Source organism: Micromonospora marina (assembly GCF_900091565.1).
Classification (GTDB): Bacteria; Actinomycetota; Actinomycetes; order Mycobacteriales; family Micromonosporaceae; genus Micromonospora; species Micromonospora marina.
In genome coordinates this window covers 25073-44582 of record NZ_FMCV01000025.1, presented here as the reverse complement: position 1 = coordinate 44582, position 19510 = coordinate 25073, and the positions used below count along the sequence as shown (strand labels likewise).

Annotated in this window: 8 protein-coding genes; 6 read left to right on the top strand and 2 right to left on the bottom strand. The window is 70.8% G+C overall.

Annotated elements, in window-relative coordinates:
• Positions 1-7: 7 nt before the first annotated feature.
• Positions 8-1627, bottom strand: coding sequence for a (2,3-dihydroxybenzoyl)adenylate synthase (locus GA0070215_RS23715; RefSeq protein WP_167361555.1), 1620 nt, complete (start codon positions 1625-1627; stop codon positions 8-10).
• 97 nt (positions 1628-1724) lie between these two features.
• On the opposite strand from GA0070215_RS23715, the gene GA0070215_RS23710 reads away from it, so the two are divergent.
• From GA0070215_RS23710 to GA0070215_RS23695, 4 genes are read left to right on the top strand one after another with little or no spacing between them, the layout of a single operon-like run.
• Entirely contained in the window at positions 1725-8270 is a 6546-nt protein-coding gene (locus tag GA0070215_RS23710; protein ID WP_091049977.1) for a non-ribosomal peptide synthetase, read from the top strand.
• Complete coding sequence (locus GA0070215_RS23705; protein WP_091049972.1) at positions 8267-13627, top strand: non-ribosomal peptide synthetase; 5361 nt, start codon at positions 8267-8269, stop codon at positions 13625-13627. The genes GA0070215_RS23710 and GA0070215_RS23705 overlap by 4 nt, the downstream gene beginning before the upstream one ends.
• Positions 13624-14700 (top strand): saccharopine dehydrogenase NADP-binding domain-containing protein, encoded by a 1077-nt coding sequence (locus tag GA0070215_RS23700; protein WP_091049968.1) that lies wholly within the window; start codon positions 13624-13626, stop codon positions 14698-14700. Before GA0070215_RS23705 ends, GA0070215_RS23700 begins: the two co-directional genes overlap by 4 nt.
• Complete coding sequence (locus tag GA0070215_RS23695; RefSeq protein WP_091049964.1) at positions 14697-16475, top strand: Gfo/Idh/MocA family oxidoreductase; 1779 nt, start codon at positions 14697-14699, stop codon at positions 16473-16475. The genes GA0070215_RS23700 and GA0070215_RS23695 overlap by 4 nt, the downstream gene beginning before the upstream one ends.
• Here GA0070215_RS23695 and GA0070215_RS23690 read toward each other — a convergent pair.
• The gene (locus tag GA0070215_RS23690; RefSeq protein ID WP_244167117.1) at positions 16465-17673 is read right to left on the bottom strand and encodes a cytochrome P450; all 1209 of its coding nucleotides are present in this window, start codon (positions 17671-17673) and stop codon (positions 16465-16467) included. The genes GA0070215_RS23695 and GA0070215_RS23690 overlap by 11 nt on opposite strands.
• Positions 17674-17786: 113 nt before the next feature.
• Here GA0070215_RS23690 and GA0070215_RS23685 point away from each other — a divergent pair, with 113 nt between their 5' ends.
• Positions 17787-18509 carry a thioesterase II family protein gene (locus GA0070215_RS23685; RefSeq protein ID WP_091049958.1) on the top strand — a complete coding sequence of 241 codons (723 nt, stop codon included), beginning with the start codon at positions 17787-17789 and terminating at the stop codon, positions 18507-18509.
• Positions 18510-18526: 17 nt separating this feature from the next.
• Complete coding sequence (locus GA0070215_RS23680) at positions 18527-19258, top strand: class I SAM-dependent methyltransferase (protein WP_091049955.1); 732 nt, start codon at positions 18527-18529, stop codon at positions 19256-19258.
• The last annotated feature ends 252 nt before the right edge of the window (positions 19259-19510 follow it).

The window sequence follows — 19510 nt, the reverse complement described above, 5'->3', positions numbered from 1 at the left end:
GGATCGATCAGAGCAGACCTACGAGTGCCCTTTTGTCGATCTTTCCGACCGCGGTGAGAGGCATCGCCGGAACGGTGCCGATCCGGTCGGGGTGCTTGTACGCCGCGACCCCCCGATCGCGGAGGAAAGCGCCGATCGCGCGGACCGTGGGAGGCTCCCCGGCGCAGACGAGAAAGGCGACCGGTCGTTCACCCAGGTCTCGATCGGGTGCGCCGACCAGCGCGGCGGCCAGCACCCCCGGGTAGGCGGCGAGGTGTCCTTCCACCTCGGTCGCGTCGATCTTCTCGCCGCCCCGGTTGATCTGGTCCTTGATCCGGCCGACGACACTCAGGTGCCCGGACGGCAGGCGGCGCACCTGATCGCCGGTGCGGTAGTAGCCGTCCGGGGTGAAGCCGGTGCGGTTCACCTCCTCGGCCCGGTAATAGCCCCGGATCGTGTACGGCCCCCGGGTGAGCAGTTCGCCTACCTCTCCGGCCGGCACCTCGGCGCCGGCCTCGTCCACCACCAGCACCTCGTCGTCGGGGCAGATCGGCCGTCCCTGCGTCGTGCAGACGAGTTCCTCGCTGTCCTCGGAGCGGGTGAGGTTGAGCAGTCCTTCCGCCATGCCGAAGACCTGCTGCAGCCGGCAGCCCAGCTCGGGGCGGATGCGGCGGGCGAGGTCGTCGCTCAACCGTGCGGCGCCTACCTGGAGCAGTTCCAGGCTGGACAGATCCGCTGCCGACTCCGTCCGCTCCTGCAGCCACAGAGGCACCAGCGGCGGGTTGAGTGCGGTGATCGTGACCCGCTCCCGCTCGATCAGCCGGAACGCCGTGGTGGGGCTGGGATCGCGTGCGACCACGACGGTCCCGCCGGCCTGCAGTACTCCGAGAATCCCCGGGCAGCTCATGGTGAAGTTGAACGGCATCGGCAGCACCGCCAGATAGACACTGCCCGGCCCGAGCTCGCAGATCTCCGCGGCCAGCCGGGCGTTGCAGGCGTAGTCGTCGTGTGTACGCGGGATGAGCTTGGGTGTCCCCGTCGTGCCGCCCGAGAGCAGCAGCAAGGCCATGTCCGAGGCGGTGGGAGGGTCGGGGTGGTCGATGGGAGCCGCCTCCGTCTGCAGCAGCTCACGCAGTGACCGGAAACCGTCCCAGCCTCCAGTTTCACCGTCGATGACCACGTATGCGAGGTGCGGAAACGTCGCTTGCAACTCGGCAGCGAGCTGCCGGTGGTCGAAGCGGGCATGCCGATCCGGGCCGACGTACGCGACGGCGTGCGACTGGGCTATCAGGTGGCCCACCTCGGAGCGCCGATGCCCGGGCATGGCGTGCACCGGGACGACCCCGAGGCGAACGAGGGCGAACCACAGGACTACGAACTCGGCCCGGTTCGGCAACTGGACGACGACCCGGTCGCCACGGCGCAGTCCGAGCTTGTGCAGGGCGCGGGAGAGCCGGTGTGCGGTCGCGTCCAGTTCGGCGTACGTCATGCGAACTTCGCCGTCGATCAGGGCGGTGCGGGGGCCGAAGTGTTCCGCCCATCCGGACAGCTGCTGGCCGAACGTCTCGCCGCGCCACCATCCCGCTGCCCGGTAACTCTCGGCGATTTCCGCAGGCCAGCCCGGCCAGTCCACAGTCACCTGTGACATCGATCCTCCTCAGCGCCGCCCGAGGGTGGCGAAACTACCGTCGCGACCCTTACAGTGACGCTAGTCGAGAATGATGTTCATTTGCAACGACGGAAGGGTGAACCGGATCGTGCCGCAGGCACCACAACTCCGAACGACCTCCCTGACCGAGGCCGACATCCGTGCCGCCACGGCAGCGGAACTGGGCCTTCCCGCGGAGGAGATCGCCTTCGACGACGACCTCTTCGAACTCGGACTGGACTCCCTCCGATTGATCAAACTCGCGTCCGCCTGGCGCAGGCTCGGATTGGAGGTCGGGTTCGACACCCTCGCCGAGACGCCGACCATCGACGCCTGGCACCGTCTGCTCAGCACCGGAGCGACCACACTGTCGGCCACTGAGCCATCGTCCGCCCCGCCGGCCGACGACGAACGCTTCCCACTCGGTCTGATGCAGCACGCCTACTGGATCGGACGCCAGGACGGCCAGCCGCTGGGCGGCGTCGGGGCGCACTTCTACGTCGAGTTCGACGGCCACGCGGTGGAGCCCGACCGGTTGCGTACCGCTCTCACCCTGCTGCGGCGGCGCCACGCCATGCTGCGCACGCTCATCCTCGACGACGGAACCCAACGCATCCGGCCGGCTTCCGAGATCACCGCCGACCTCGCCGTGCACGATCTGCGCACCCTCGGCGACGACGAACTGCGGATCCGGCTCGACCGGCTGCGTGACACCGGCACCCACCGGCGGATGCGGGTCGAGGACGGAGAGGTCCTCGTCGTCGAGCTGTCCCTGCTGCCCGGCGGTGCCACCCGCCTGCACATCGACCTGGACATGATCGCGGCAGACGCGGCGAGCCTGCGGGTGCTCATGAACGAACTCCGCCACTTCTACGACTCACCGGACACCGCGCTGCCGGCCATCGTCGGCAGCTACGCCGGATACCTGGCACGTCGCACTGCCCAGCGCGCCGGCGAGCGCGCGGCGGCTCGGGACTGGTGGCACCGACGACTGCCGGAGATGAGCCGGGCACCCGAGCTTCCCACCAGGATCGCGGCACTGCAGGCGGAATCCGCGACCCCGGCGTACCACCGCACCACACGGTGGCACCACAGCATCTCGCCCGCGGGACGTGCCCGGCTGAGCGAACTGGCCCGGCAACACTCGCTCACCCCCGCCGCCGTGCTGGCCACGGTGTTCGCCGAAGTGCTCGCCGTCTGGAGCGGACAGCAACGCTTTCTGCTCAACCTGCCACTGTTCGACCGCGACCTCGGCATTCCCGGTGCGGCGGGTCTGGTCGGCGACTTCAGCAGCTCCGTCCTGCTCGACGCCGACCTCACCGAGGCGCTGCCCTTCGCCGAGCAGGCGCACCGGCTGCAGGGCACGCTGCGCCAGGCGATCGCCCACGGCGCCTACCCCGGTGTCGAGGTGTTGCGAGACCTGTCGCGACTCGGTGACGGCAGCCCGGTGCTCGCCCCCGTCGTCTACACCAGCGCGCTCGGGCTGGGCGAGATCTATGACGAACGGGTTCAGAGCCGCTTCGGCAAACCGGTCTGGATCATCTCGCAAGGCCCGCAGGTCTGGCTCGACGCCCAGGTGACCGAACTCGACGGCGGCCTGCTGCTCAACTGGGACGTCCGGCGCGACGTGTTCGAACCCGGCGTGGTGGAGGCCGCCTTCACGGCGTACACGACACTGATCGACGACCTGCTCCGTCACCCGGACGCCTGGACGAAACCGGTCGGGCAACTCGTCCCGGCCACGCAACTCGCGGTGCGGGAACGCATCAACGACACCGGCGACGACGTACCCGCCGACACCCTGCACACCCGCTTCTTCGCGTGGGCCGAGCGGGAACCCGACCGCATCGCGCTGGTCGGCGGACATGACGGCGACATGACGTACGGGCAACTCGCCACCGCCGCCCGCCGCGTGAGCACCCTGCTGCGCCGCCACGGAGTGACACCGGGCGACACCGTCGCCGTCACTCTGCCCAAAGGCAACGCCCAGATCGTGGCGGTGCTCGGCGTACTCGCGACCGGCGCCACCTATGTACCCGTGGGCGTCGACCATCCCCCCGCCCGGCAGCAGCGGCTGTACAGTCTCGCCGCTGTCTCCGCCGTGCTGACCAACAGCGCCCACCGGCCCCTGGACGGCGGTCCGCCTCTGGTGGACGTCCGCCGGGCCGACGGGGAAACGCCCGCCGAGATCACCGGCGTCGACCCGGAGACATGCGCGTACATCATCTTCACCTCCGGGTCGACCGGCGAGCCCAAGGGAGTGGAGGTTCCGCACCGCGCCGTCGTCAACACCCTCGACGCTGTCGCCGGCGTGTTCGACGTCGGGCGCGACGACCGTACGATCGCGTTGTCCTCCTTGGACTTCGACCTCTCGGCATACGACATGTTCGCGCTGCTGGGAACCGGTGGCTCGGTCGTCGTCGTGGATGAAGCGGCTCGCCGTGACGCGCACCGCTGGGCCGAGTTGATCCGTGCCCACCGGGTCACCGTGGTCAGCTGCGTACCGGCATTGCTCGACATGCTGTTGACCGCGGCGTCCGATGCGGGCCTGCCGCCTAGCCTGCGCCTGGTGATGCTGGGCGGCGACTGGGTGGGCCTGGACCAGCCCGCCCGGCTGCGGGCGCTCGTTCCCGGTGCCCGGTTCGCCGCGCTGGGCGGCATGACCGAGGCGGCCATCCACTCCACGGTCTTCGAGGTCGGTGACGTCGACCCGGCGTGGCGCTCGATTCCGTACGGCGTGCCGCTGCGCAACATGCGCCTGCGGGTGGCCGACGACCGGTCGCGCGATCGGCCCGACTTCGTTCCCGGCGAACTGTGGGTCAGCGGCCCCGGTGTCGCGCACGGCTACCGGAACGACCCGGAGCGTACCGCGGAGAAGTTCGTCGAGTACGACGGCCGGCGCTGGTACCGCACCGGCGACCGGGCCCGATTCCATGGCGACGGCCTGCTCGAGTTCCTCGGCCGCGCGGACCACCAGGTGAAGATCCGCGGCCATCGCATCGAGCTCGGCGAGGTCGAAGCCACCGCCGACACCCATCCCGTGGTCACGCACGCCGTGGCGACCGTGGTCACCGGCGCCACCCGGCAACTGGGCCTCTATGTGGCGACCGGCGGCACCGTGCTGGAGCCGGCGGCGCTCAGGCAATGGCTGGCCGACCGGCTCGCGGTCTACATGGTGCCCGAGCACCTGATCATCGCCGACGACATGCCACTGACCGCCAACGGCAAACTCGACCGGGCCGCGGTGGCTGCCGCATTCGCCTCGACGGTGGCCGCGCCCGCACCGGCCGACCCGCCGCGGGACGGCAGGGAACGTCTGGTCGCCGAGGTGTGGGCCGAGTTGCTGGGCACCGAGAGGATCGGCCGCGACGACTCCTTCTTCGCTCTCGGCGGTGACTCTCTGCTGGCGACTCGGCTGGTGAGCCGGCTCCGGGAACGGGGCATCGGTGGCGCGCGGGTCGTGGCCCTGTTCACCGCTCCGGTACTGCGGGACTTCGTCGCCACGCTGACCGGCGAGGAGGCCGCCGAGGACGGTCGGCTGGTCGCCGACCTCGAGCACCGGTACGAGCCGTTCCCCGCCACCGATGTGCAGACCGCCTACCTGATCGGTCGCGACGACCGGCTGGCCCTGGGCGGCGTCGGCACCTACCACTACACCGAGTTCGACGGCGCCGACGTCGACCTCGCGCGCTTCCAGAACGCCTGGCGCACACTCATCGCCCGGCACGAGATGCTGCGGGCGGTCTTCGACGACGACGGCCGGCAACGGATCCTGCCGTCCGTGCCCGAGTTCACCGTGACCGTGGTGGACGCCGCCGGCGACGGCGCGGACGAGTTGGCACGGCTGTACGAGGACATGTCGCACCAGCGGCTCGACGTGACCCGGTGGCCGTTGTTCGACGTGCGGGCGGTGCGCTATCAGGAAGGCGGACGTCGGCGGACCCGGATCGCGGTCGGGCTCGACTACGTCGTGTTCGACGCCCTGTCCATCATGCTTCTCTACCGGGAGCTGGACGCCCTCTACACCGAGCCGGGCACGCGGTTGCCCGCGATCGACGTGTCGTTCCGCGACTACGTACCGGCCGCCGAGCCCAGCCCGGAGGCCGTGGACCAGTCGCGGAGCCACTGGTCCCGGCGGCTCGACGAACTGCCGCCCGCACCGGCGCTCCCACTCGCGGGCGACCCGGCCACGCTGCTGCGGCCCCGCTTCACCCGCCGCCGGCATGTGCTCGACGGTGAGCGCTGGCGGGCTGTCCGCGAGGCCGCCCGCCGGCACGGCGTCACCCCGTCCACCGTTCTGCTGGCCTGCTACACCGAGATCCTGCGGGCCTGGAGCGGCCAGCCCGCCGTCGCCGTCACCCTCACCCTGTTCAACCGGCTGCCCCTGCACCCGCACATCGACCGGGTCATCGGCGACTTCACCTCGCTGTCGCTCATCGGGCACCGCCGTGCGGACGGTGACTCCTTTGTGGACCTGGCCGAGCGGCTCCAGCGCACGATGGGCGAGGACCTGGACCACCGAGCGGTCACGGCGGGCTGGCTGATGCGGGAGCTGGCCCGGCGTACCGGATCGGTCGGCGCGGGCGTCCCGGTCGTCTTCACCAGCGCGATCGGTGTCGGTGGCGACGCCGGTACCCTGCTGTCCCCGGCCTTCGGCGAGCAGGTGCGGGGAGTGTCCCAGTCACCCCAGGTGTTGCTCGACAACCAGGTCATCGAAGCGGACGGCCGCCTTCAGATCTCCTGGGACGCGGTCGAGGAACTCTTCGCTCCCGGGGTTCTCGACGCCATGTTCGGCGCCTACACCTCGTTGGTGGACCGGCTGGCCGACGCGGACTGGACCGCTCCACCGCCGCCGGTGCTGCCCGAGAGCCAGGCCGCGGTGCGCCGCGCCGTCAACAGCACCGCCGGCGTCCTCCCGGCAGGCCTGCTGCACGATCGCTTCTTCGCGCTGGCCGCGCGGGAACCGGAGGCTGAGGCGCTGCTGTGGCGCGGCGGTCGCCTCTCCCGAGGCGAGTTGGCCGACGCGGCCCTGCGCATCGCCGCGGCACTGGCCGACCGTGGCGTGCGGCCCGGTGACACCGTCGGGGTGACCCTGCCCAAAGGTCCCGACCAGATCTCGGCTGTGCTCGGCGTACTCGCCGCCGGTGGGATCTACGTGCCGATCGGCGTCGATCAGCCGGCGCTGCGCCGGGCACGGATGCACCACGTCGCCGGCCTGCGCGCGGTGATAGGCGACGACGTCGATGTCACCGCCGCGCGGGCACACACCCCACTGCCGCGGCCCGTCGAGCGGGCACCCGGCGAACTCGCCTACCTGATCTTCACGTCGGGGTCGACCGGTGAGCCCAAGGCGGTGGCGATCACCCACGAGGCAGCGCTCAACACTGTTGCTGACGTGAACTCCCGCTGGCGGGTCGGGCCGGGCGACCGGGTGCTCGCGGTCTCCGCGCTCGACTTCGACCTGTCCGTGTACGACATCTTCGGACTGCTCGGCGCCGGTGGAGCGCTGGTGCTGCCGGCTGACGCCGACCGCCGGGATCCGGCCGCCTGGCTCGACCTGGCCGCCGAGCATCCCGTCACGCTGTGGAACTCGGCGCCGGTCCTGCTGGACATGCTGCTCACCGCGGCCGAGCAGCCGGATGCCCCGGACAAGGGGATCAGCGGGCTTCGGGCCGTGCTGGTGTCCGGTGACTGGGTCGGTCTCGACCTGCCGGGTCGGCTGCGCGACCGGGTGCCCGGCTGCCGGTTCACCGCGCTGGGCGGCGCCACCGAGGCGTCCATCTGGTCCAACGCTTGCGAGGTCGAGCAGGTGCCGGCGCACTGGACGTCCATACCGTACGGGCTGCCGCTGACCAACCAGCGCTACCGCGTGGTCGACGACTTCGGACAGGACTGCCCCGACCTGGCACCCGGCGAGTTGTGGATCGGCGGAGCCGGGGTGGCGGCCGGCTACCACGGCGACCCGGAGCGCACCGCACAACGGTTCGTCATGGCGGACGGCACCCGCTGGTACCGCACCGGGGACCGGGGTCGCTACTGGAGCGACGGCACGCTCGAGTTCCTCGGCCGAGCCGACCACCAGGTCAAGATCGGTGGCCACCGGGTCGAACTGGGCGAGATCGAAGCGGCCTTCCGCGCGTACGACGCGGTGTCCGACGTGGTGGTGCTGGCTCCCGGCGGACGGGGCACACGCCGGCTGCACGCGTTCGTCGTCGCCGACGATCCGCTGGACGGCCTCGCCGCACATCTCGCCGACCGTCTGCCGGCGCACGCCGTCCCGCACCGCATCGTCCGGATAGACGCGCTGCCACTGACCCCGAACGGCAAGGTCGACCGGGCCGCGCTGAGCGCACGGGCCGACGGCGACGCCGAGCCGGTACGCCCACCGGACGGGCCGATCGAGACCGAGGTCGCCCGGCTCTGGGCCGACCAGGTCGGTGAGCCGGTCACCGACCGTACCGCCAACTTCTTCACCGCTGGCGGCGACAGCCTGCTCGCCCTGCGCCTGGTGGCGGCAGTCAACGAGGCCTTCGCCGTCGACATCCCGGTCCGTCTGTTCCTCTCCGCCCCGACGACGGCCGCCCTGGCCGCCCACATCGCAACCGCCCGCACCGAGACCCCTCTGGAGACCGGGACCATATGAACGCCAGCACTCTCATCGCCGACTTCGCCGCGAAGGGCATCCGGCTCTGGGAAGAAGACGGTCAACTGCGTTTCCGTGCCGTGCAGGGCGCGCTGACCGACGAACGCAAAGCACTGTTGCGCGCCAACAAGGAAGCAGTTCTCGCCGCGCTGCGCGACCAGCGGGACAGGTCCGTGCTGACGCCGGACCCGGAGAACCGGCACGAGCCGTTCCCGCTGACCGACATCCAGGGCGCCTACCTGGTGGGGCGCACCGGTGCGTACCCGTACGGCAACGTGCCGTGCCAGACCTACGTGGAGTTGGCGTTCCCGGCCGGCACCGACGCCGGACGGCTCGTCGCCGCATGGCACGCCGTCGTGCAACGCCACGACATGCTGCGCGCGATCGTGCACCGCGACGGGTATCAGCAGGTCCTCGCCGATCCCACCACGCCGCACATTCCCGTCGCGGACCTACGCGGGCAGGACAGCGACCTGGTCGGTGCCGCCATCGAGAGGGTGCGTCGCGAACTAAGTGAGCACGTCGCGGTCACCGATCGCTGGCCGCTGCACGAGGTACGCGTCACCGTCACCGACACCGAACTGCTCCTGCACCTGTCCGTCGACCTGCTCGTCGTCGACTACGCGAGCCTGCAGCGGGTGTTGGCCGAGGTGGAGGACCTGTACCACGGTGAGCAACTGCCGGCCCTCGATGCGACCTTCCGTGACTACGTCCTGGCGCGGCGCGGACAGCGGCAGACCCCCGCGTACGCCCGCGACCGTGACTACTGGCTGGGTCGCATCGACGCCCTGCCCGGAGCGCCTGACCTGCCGGTCACCGGCGACCCGTACGGACCGGCCACCTTCGCGCACCTGGCGGCGGCGATCGACCCGCAGACCTGGGCGGCCATCCAGAACCGGGCGGCCGCACACGGAGTTTCGGTGTCGTCGGCCGTTCTCGCGGCGTACGCCGAGGTGGTCGGCCGGTGGAGCCGTAACCCCCGGTTCCTGCTTAATGTGCCGGTGTTCGACCGGCTGCCGCTGCATCCGGACGTCGGCCGTCTCGTCGGCGACTTCACCGCGGTGGAGCTGCTGGAGGTCGATCTGACCGCGTCTCGCCCGTTCGCCGACCGGGTCCGCGAGATCAACGGCACCCTCCTGGAGGACCTCGCGCACCCGTTGTTCTCCGGCAGCGACGTGCTGGCCGAGCTGACCCGGCGCAGCGAGTCGGAGACCGTGCTGATGCCCGTGGTGTTCACCAGCACTCTGGGTTCGGCGACCACCCGGCAGACCCGCGCTGCCGTCCGGCACGCCGTCAGCCGCACACCGCAGGTGTGGCTGGACTGCCAGGTGATGGAACGTGCCGGCGGGCTGTCACTGAGCTGGGACGTGCGCGACGGGGTCCTCGCGGGTGACACCGCGGCCGACATGTTCGAGGCGTTCGTCGTCCTGGTCGGAACGCTCGCCGATGAGGAGACCTGGACGGCGCCGGCCACGGTCCGGCTGCCGGCGCGCACCGCGCGGGTGCGTGCGAAGGTCAACGCGACCGAGGCGCCGGCACCGGCAGGGCTGCTCACCGACGCCGTGGTGGCCACGGCAGCGCGAACACCGGACGCGGTCGCCGTCCGCTCGGGCGACGCGTCGCTGACCTACCGGGAACTGCTGGACCGCGCCGCGGTCGTGGCCCAGGCACTTGACGCACACGGCATCGGCTCCGGCGAACTCGTCGCGGTGACCATGGAGAAAGGCTGGGAACAGGTCGCCGGAGTGCTCGGCGTCCTGCTCGCGGGCGGGGCGTACCTGCCGGTGGATCTGACCCAGCCACCGCTGCGGCGGCAGGCGATCCTGAGTGACGCGGCGGTCCGTGTCACGCTGACACAGAGCTGGCTCACCGCCGAACTGGAGCTGCCCGCCGGAGTCCAGCCGATCGCGGTGGACACCCTGCCGCCGACCGGTGCCCCGATCCCCACCCCGGTCACCGATCCGGCCGATCTGGCGTACGTCATCTACACCTCCGGATCCACCGGCACGCCGAAGGGCGTGATGATCAGCCATCGTGCCGCGCTGAACACCGTCGCCGACATCAACCAGCGTTTCACCGTCGGGTCCGGCGACCGGATCCTCGCGCTGGCACAGCTCGGATTCGACCTGTCCGTGTACGACATCTTCGGTGTGCTCGCTGCCGGTGGCACTGTCGTACTGCCCGATCCGGCCCGGCGCGGCGATCCGTCCGCGTGGGCCGAGACGGTGGCCGCCGAGGGCGTCACGCTCTGGAATTCCGTGCCCAGCCAGCTGCAGATGCTCCATGACTACCTGAGCACCACCCCGGATCGGTTGCCGAGCCTGCGACTGGCGATGCTGTCCGGCGACTGGATTCCGTTGCAACTGCCCGACCAGATCCGGGCGCTTCTGCCCGGACTGGAGGTCCACTCCCTGGGCGGCGCCACCGAGGCGTCGATCTGGTCCATCCACTTCCCGATCGGTGCGGTGAATCCCGGGTGGGCGAGCATCCCCTACGGCACCCCGCTGCTCAACCAGACGTTCGATGTTCTGGACTCCGCGATGCGCCCCTGCCCGGACCACGTCGTCGGCGAGCTGTACATCGGTGGTCTCGGACTCGCCGACGGGTATCTCGGTGATCCGCGGCGCACCGCCGAGCGGTTTGTGACGCACCCGGACGGACGGCGGCTCTACCGCACCGGTGACCTGGGCCGGTACCGGCCGGACGGGATCATCGAGTTCCTCGGTCGGGCCGACCACCAGGTGAAGATCCGTGGTTACCGCATCGAACTCGGAGAGATCCAGGCGGTCCTCGACGCCGTGCCGGCGGTCGGTGCGAGCGCGGTCGTGGTCGAGGGCGAGTCCGGCGCGGCCGCGCAGGCAGCGCTCCGTCGGCTGGCCGCCTTCGTCGAACCGGCCAGGATCACGCCCCCTCCGGTGCCGGCGGCAGTCACGGCGGCGCTGCGGCTGACGGTGCCCGACGGTGACACCGAGCGCCTCGTGGCCTTCTACGACGCCTTCCACCGGGCCGCGCTGATGTCGGTGGCCCGGATCGTGGCCGGCCGGACCGGCTCCACCGACCAGCTCTGCGACGAACTCGGCGTGCACGATCGGCACCGCCGTCTGGTGCACCGCTGGGTCGCGTCCGTTCCGGACGGTCCGGCACCGTCCGACGGTGATCTCGCCGCCGCGTGGGACCGGGCCGAAGCCCTGGAGAAGGAGTGCGGCTGGAGCCAGGACCTGTTCGCCGCGGTACGCGCCTGCTCCGAGCAGCTTCTGCCGTTGCTGCGCGCCGAGATCGAGGTCGGTGCTCTGCTGTCGCCTGAGGCACACGAGGACGCGTACCGCGGCAACGCGGTCTCCCGGGTGCTCCACGGCACCTTGGCCGACACCGTCCGGGCGCTGGCGGACGCGCACTCCGGAACCCTGCGCATCGTGGAGGTCGGTGTCCGCAGCGGTGGCGCGGCGGCCGATCTGCTGCCCGCGCTCGCCGGATACGACGTCGACTATCTGTGCACCGACAGTTCACCCCTGCGGCTGGCGGCCTCGCGAAACCTCATCGGTGACGACGCTCGGTTCGCGACGCTCGACCTCGGCGGGGAATTTCGTCAGCAGGGATTCCAGCCGGGCTCCGCGGACGTCGTCATCTGCGCCTCGGTGCTCAACAACAGCGCCGACGTCGACGCGGCCCTGACCCGGCTCCGGGAACTGGTGGCTCCGGGCGGATGGATGCTGATTCTGGAGAACACCGACGACGCCTCACCGGCGGTGCGAATCTCCACCGAGTTCCTGGCCGAGCACGCCGGGCCGTTCACCGACGCCCGCGCAGCCGCAGGCCAGTCGTTCCTCGAACCTCGTCAGTGGACCGACGCGTTGCACGGCGTGGGTGGTGAGGTCGTCGCCGAGCTGCCGGCAGACGGAAGCCCGCTGGCCCGCGCCGGGCAGCGCCTGTTCGCCGTACGCCTCAAGGCCGATCGGTCGCCGGTCGACCTCGCCGCTCTCACCCGCCACGCCGCGGCACGCCTGCCGGAGTACATGGTGCCCGCGGTGTGGCAGGTGGTCGACGCCCTGCCGACGACCGCCAACGGCAAGATCGACCGCGCCGCACTGCTGTCCTGGCTGGCCCCGGACGGCGCCGCACCACAGGCGGACGAACAGCCGGTGGACGAGCTGGAGATCCGCCTCGCCCAGCTGTGGCAGGAACTACTCGGTATCGAGCGGGTAGGCCGTAACGACGACCTGTTCGCGCTGGGCGGCGATTCACTACTGGTCGCCCGTCTCGTCGGGCAGCTACGGGAGGGACTCGACGGCCTGCCCGGCGACTGGGATCTCGAGTGGGAGATCGTGCTGCGCCACCTGCTGCGCACGCCGACCGTCGCAGGGCTGGCCGCCTACCTGCGCGACAACGCGGCCAGCGGAACGGCAGGCAGCCAGGACACGGTGTCCCCAGTGGTCCGGCTGATCGATGATCTGTCCGGACCGGTGACCGTGCTGGTCCACGCCGGCACCGGAACCCTGCTGCCGTACCGGCCGTTGATCACCGAGATCCGCCGTGCCGGCGGCCGCAACGGGCTGCTGGGACTGGAGATCCCGGCCCTGGACGAGTTCCTCAACGCCGACCCGGACGGCCTCGTCGACCGGCTCGCCGCCCAGTACGCCACGGCACTGCTCGACACCGGTGCGCGGGAGTTCGACGTGGTCGGCTACTGCGTCGGTGGCATCATCGCCACCGAGGTGGCCCGCGGCCTGGCCGAGTCCGGCGCCACGGTGCGCAGCCTGACCGTCATCTCCAGTCACAGCCCCAGCTTCCGCATCGACGACGACCTGCTGTCGGAGTACAGCTTCGCGCTGATGATGGGCATGGACCTGGCGACCATCGGGTTTCCCACCGACGACGAGCGGGTCGGCGCGGCTGCCGGAGCGGTGCTCGCTGCCTCACCGGGCGCCATCGCCAACGGTTCCCTGGCCGACCTGGAGGGGGAGTTCGCGGACGTGGCCGCCGCCTTCGCGGCTCTGGAGAGCATGCCGCGCATGCGCCGGGTGGCGCGGATGGTCGAGGCGTTGCCGCCGGACCTGGCCGGCTCGTACGAGCCGGAGGGCCTGCTGCGTACCCTGCGTACCTACCAGCAGAGCATCTTCGCGCTGAGCAGGCACAGGACCGAGCCCTACGCCGGGGACATCACATTCCTGCGGCACAACGGCGCGTACCCGTTCCCGGGAAGCGCGACGACCATCACCGAGCACTGGGCCAAACTGTGCCTGGGTGACCTGTCCAGCCGCGACATTCCCGGCCAGCACTTCACCTGCATGACCGGCGCGCACGTCTCGACGGTCTTCGGCCACCTGACCCAGCTCGTGGACGGGCTGGACCGCGCATGATCGGCGTACTGGGTGCGTCCGGTGCGGTGGGGCGGGAGGCGGTGCGGGCGTTGCGGAACAGCGGCACCGGCCCACTGCGTCTGGGCGCCCGGCGTACCTCGTCGTTGTCCGCTGCCGATGGTGAGGTGCGTACGGTCGACGTGACCGACGCCGGATCGCTGAAGGAATTCTGTGCCGGGCTGACCGTGTTGATCAACTGCGCGGGGCCGACGTACGCGCTGCAGGAGCGGATGGCGCTGTCAGCCCTGGCCGCCGGCGCGCACTACGTGGACGTGGGCGGTGACGACCCGGTACACGAGAAACTGGCCGCGGCCGGGGCCGTCAGCGGGGACGCGACGGTGGTGCTTTCGGCGGGCGCTCTGCCGGGATTGTCGGCTCTGGTCCCGCGATGGCTGGCGGCCCGGTGGCCGGACGGCGACCGTCTGGTGTGTCACGCCGGTGGGCTGGAGAAATGCACCCCGACGGTGGCCGAGGAGATCCTGCTGTCGCTGTCCGTGGGCGGGGCGCACGGCGAACCGTTCGGCACGCCACTGGCGGCATGGCGCAACGGCCGGAGGGCGCTGCGGGCGCTGCGCACCGTGGAGGACGAGGAGCTGCCCGACTTCCCCGACCGGGCGATGCTGCAGCCCATCCTGACCGCCGAGTCCGAGCGGCTGGCGGTCATGCTGAGGCTCGACGAACTCGACTTCTTCAATGTGTATCCCGGGCCGCGGGTCCGGGCCCTGTTCGCGCGGCTGCCCTCGCTGGCCGTCGAGGGACGCGACGACCTGGTCCAGCGGATCGTCACTGCGGGTGACGTGGATCTGGCCGGACGGGATCCCTACTACCGCATGAGGTTCACTCTCGGCGGGCCGGGCGGTGGGCACACGGCCGTCGTCTCGGCCGATTCCAGTTACCGGCTCACTGCCGCGGTCGGTGTGCTGGCGGTCCGGGCCGTCATGGACGGCGCGCTCCCCGCAGGACTGCACTTCGGCGGAGACGTCCTCGATCCCGGCTGGGCGGTCGAGGAGATCAACCGGACCGGTGCCGCAGAGATCGCCGTCCTCGACGATGTCGACGAGGGCGTCCTGTGACGCGGCTGCGGACCATCGTGTGCGGCACGAACTTCGGACGGTTCTACATCCGGGCGATCCGCGAGCACCCCGGCTTCGAACTCGCCGGAGTGCTGTCCACCGGGAGCGCGTACTCCAAGGAGTACGCGCGTTCCCTGGGCGTGCCGTCGTACACCGCTGTCGACCGGCTTCCGGAGAACATCCAGGTGGCATGTGTGGTCGTGCCGGGCGCGGTGAGCGGAGGCCCGGGAACCGACCTCGCGCGGGCTCTCCTTGCCCGGGGCGTACACGTGTTGCAGGAGCACCCGGCGCATCCCGACGAGATCGCGGCCTGCCTGCGAGCGGCGCGGGCCGGCGGGGTGCAGTACCGTGTCAACACCCACTACCGGCACCTGCCCGCCGTGCGCACCTTCCTGAGTGCCGCCGCCCGGTTGCGGGAGCAGCGCGGCCTGCTGTTCGCCGACGCCGCCTCGGCGGTTCATGTGCTGCAGCCCTTGGCCGACATCCTCGTACGGGCGCTGGGCGCGGCCCGCCCCCGCAGGTTCTCACCGGTGTCAGACTCGGTGCCGCTGCGCACCCTGCATGGTGAGCTGGCCGGGGTTCCGCTCACGCTGCGGGTGCAGAACCAGCTCGACCCTGCCGATCGAGACAACCACGCCTTGTTCTGGCACCGCATCTCGCTCGGCAGCGACGGAGGGGTGCTGACCCTGGCCGATACGCACGGCCCGGTGTTGTGGAGTCCCCGCCTGCACGCGCCGCGCGACGCCCACGGTCGACTCGTGGTGACCGACCCGGCGCTGGACCTGCCTACCACGTCGGTGCTCGGGGCGACCCGGCAGCCGACGTACCTGCAGGCCTTCGACCATCTGTGGCCCGATGCGATCGGTTCGGCGCTCACCGAGTTCGCGGCGGCCGTAGAGGCCGGCACGGACCCGCTGCGCGGCGGGCAACCGGACCTGGCCATGGCGGGCTGGTGGCGTGACCTCGCCGCCCTGCTCGGGCCGCCCGAGCTGATCAGCCCACCGAGGCCCGTGCCGCTGACCGCCGATCGGCTGGGCAATCCGGAGCCGGCGGCGTCCGGCTACACCGCGTCAGCGGAGTTCTTCGACCTGGCCGCCCGCGACCACGCCGGGCGCAGCGGGCCGGCGGTGGTCGCGGCCCTGGCCGCGATCGACCCGGCCGACGGCCCGATCCTCGACATCGGAGCCGGCACGGGGTTGGTCACCGAGGCGGTGGCGCGTGCCTTTCCGGCGGCCACCGTTCTGGCGAGCGAGCCGGACCCGGCTATGCGCGCCGTGCTGACCAGCCGCGTCGACAGCGTTCCCGCTCTGCGTGAACGGGTGACGGTGGTCGCGGCGAGCGCCGAGGAGTTGCCGCTACCGCCCCGGCTGTCGGCGGCGGTGCTGTGCGGCGTGCTCGGTCACCTGGACGCCGACGCCCGGCGCGAGCTGCTGCTGTCGCTGGGCAGGAGGCTGGCGCCCGGCGCACCGATCGTGGTGGAGCTCATGGGTCTCACGACGCCGGTGACCATGCCCCCGGTGCGGCTGGCCACCCGGATACTCGGGGCGCAGCGGTACGAGTGGTGGATGTCGGGCGAGCCGGCCGGCCCCGGCCGGATGCGGCTGGACACGGCCTGGCGAGTTCTCCGGGACGGCGAAATGCAGCGGGAGGTCCGTGACTCGTACCTGTGGCACACCTTGACCGTCGAGCAGGTCGCGGCCGAGGCCGGCCTCACCTGCGAGCCACTCGACGGCCTGCCCTACGCCGCGGTGCTGCGTGTCCCGCTCACCACGTAACCGGAACCCGGACCGGGCCGTAGGCGATTCCGTCGTGTTTGAAAGCGATGTCGGACAACGCTGTGTCCAGGCGCATGCCGGGAACGCGGTCGATCAGCGTGCCCAATGCGATCTGCAACTCGACCCGGGCGAGGTTCTGTCCTACGCACTGATGAACGCCATATCCAAAGCCGATGTGGGTACGGCCTTCGCGTTGAAAATCGATGACCGACGGCTCCGGAAACACCGCCGGGTCGTGATTGGCGCCGGCCAGAAGCGGTATCACCCCGTCGCCGGCCGGGATCACGACGTCACCGATCGTGATGTCCTCGGTCACGGTCCGCAACGCGATGGAGTCACCGACCGACAGGGCGCGCAGCAATTCCTCGACAGCGGCCGGCATCAGGGTGGGATCGGCGTCGAGCTGCTTCCACAGCCTCCGGTCGTCGTCGAGCAACGCCAGCACACTGAGACCGATCATGTTGGTGGTCGTCTCCCGCCCGGCCACGACGGTGATCGCCACAGTGGCGAGCAGATCGTCGCGAGTCACCGCTCCAGTGTGCAGCTGATCGGCGATGAGCTGGCTGAGCAGGTCGTCACCGAGGTCGCGTTCTCGTTCGGTGACCAGGTCGTCGAAGACCTCGAACAATGCATCGAGGCCCTCGGTCGCGCTGCTGGCGTCACTGGCGCCGCCACCGATCTGCTGAGATCCCAGCGCTCCGGTGATGCGGCGGAAGAACGGATCGGCCCGGCGCACCCCGATCATCTCGCACATCACCGTGCTGGAGACGGTGTGAGCATACTGGGGCAACAGGTCGACCGGCGGGCCGTGCCGCAGCAACTCGTCCACCCGCTCGTCGGCGATGCGCTGCACCGCCCGCCGCATCGCGCGAGCCTTGCGGACGGTCATCTCCGGCAACAGCATCCTGCGGTGTGCGGTGTGCTCCGGCGGATCCATCCGGATGAACGGCCGGATTCGGGCGCCCACCTCCTGCTCACCCTCGGTCAACGCGGGGAAATTGGGGTGCCGCACGTCCGCGCTGACCCGCCGGTCGGCCAGCAGCGCGCGAACGTCGGAGTATCCGGTGACCACCCAGGCGTGCCTGCCGGTCGGCAGCACCACGCGGGAAGCTGCCCCCTCGCTGCGCAGATCGGCGTATTCCGTCGGTGCCGAGAAAGGGCAGGCGCGGGGCATCGGAAATGTCCTGGCCTTTTCCATGAAACTATCAACCTCCCCTTACTGGAGGCTCCAGTCTACCGCTGAAAAATGAATTACGCACCATTCCCAAGAGGCCCGAAGGGCAATTCAGTGCTGCCCAGAAATGGAAATCGATGCATCGCTTGATCTGCTTCCCGCACGCCGGTGGAAGCGCGAGCGCCTTCCGCCCGTGGCGTGCGGTCATGCCACCGAACGTCGCGTTGCACGTCTTGCAGTACCCGGGACGGGAGTCCCGGTTCGGCGAACCGCTGATCGACCGGATGCCGGACCTGGTTCGGCTGCTCACCGACGAACTGATGTCTCAAGGCCTTCGCCAGCCATACGTGCTGCTCGGCCACAGCCTGGGAGCAGCCGTCGCCTACGAGGTGGCACAGGAGCTACGGCGCCGAGGGCGACCGGGTCCGGATCTCCTGGTTCCCTGCGCACGGCAGTCGCCGACGGAGCCGCGCCGGGGCGAGGTGCATCGCGGGGACGACGACGTGCTCATCGCAGAGCTGCGGCGCCTGGGCGGGACTCCATCGGAGGTGCTCGCGGACCCGGACCTGCGCCGTGCCGTGCTGAACGTGGTCCGCAACGATTATCGGCTGTCAGAGACCTACGTCGCGCGGCCCGCACCACCGCTGGAATGCCCGATCATGGTGCTCGTCGGCGATGCCGACCCGGAATGCAGCGCCGCGGACGGTGCCGGCTGGGCGACCGTGACCACCGGCCACACCACGGTGTCCACGTTCTCCGGCGACCACTTCTTCCTCACGCCGCGGCGCCGCGAGGTCGTCGCCGCGGTGCTCTCCCGGCTCGGCCTACCGGCGGTCAACGCCTGGCCCAGCACCCCCTGATCGGATCGGAGAGTTTCATGGCCACCGACTTCTACAGCACCTCGGCGGAGTTCTACGAGATGGTCGCGCAGCGGCACGTCCGCACCAGCTCCGGCCCGCTGGTGACAGCATTACGGTCCGTCGATCCGTCACATGGACCGGTCGTCGAGATCGGGGCCGGCACCGGCCGGCTGACCGAACTCATCGCGAACCGGCTGCGTGCCGCCACCATCCTGGCCGTCGAGCCCTCCACCCCCATGCGCGCGATCCTGACCAGCCGGGTACTGAACGATCCGGACCTGCGTAGGCGGGTCACCGTCGTCGCTGATCAGGCACCGGACCTACGGCTGCCCGACCGAATCAGCACTGCCGTCATCTTCGGCGTGCTGGGCCACCTGGACGCCACGGACCGGGGCCGGCTGTGGGAACTTCTGCGTTCCCGCCTGCCGGTGGGAGCGCCGGTGGCCGTCGAACTGATGGGCGGGCACGAGGCCCGTCCGTTACCTCCCATCCGCATGCTCCGCGAGACGATCGGCACGCAGACGTACGAATGGTGGACCTCGGCCGAGGTGGCCGCACCCAAGCTGATGCGCTGGCGGACAACCTGGAAGGTGCTGTCCGGCAGCGAGGTCGTCAGGACCGTGGAAGACACCTACGACTGGGCGACGCTGAGCCTCGAGGAACTGGCGGACGAATCGGGAATGACGGCCCGCCCGCTCGGCGGATCGGGCGTGCCGGGCTCGCCGGAGATCGGCCTGCTGATCCGTTGACCGCAGGCGCAGTCGGTCCCATCCGCCAGCCGGCCGCCAGTGAGAGCCCGAGCAGAGGTGAGGCCGGCCGGCAGGCGCTCTGACCGGCGCCCACCACGGTCGCCGCGACCGCCGTCACAGCGACCGACCGGCCCACCCCGGCGGCGAGGTCCGGGCTGGCCGCTGCGGCGGCCAGCCCGGACCAGAGCACCACCCCCCGCCGGGAGCGCCGGGTGCCGGGCCCGGCACCCGCGGGCGTGGATGCTCGTTCGC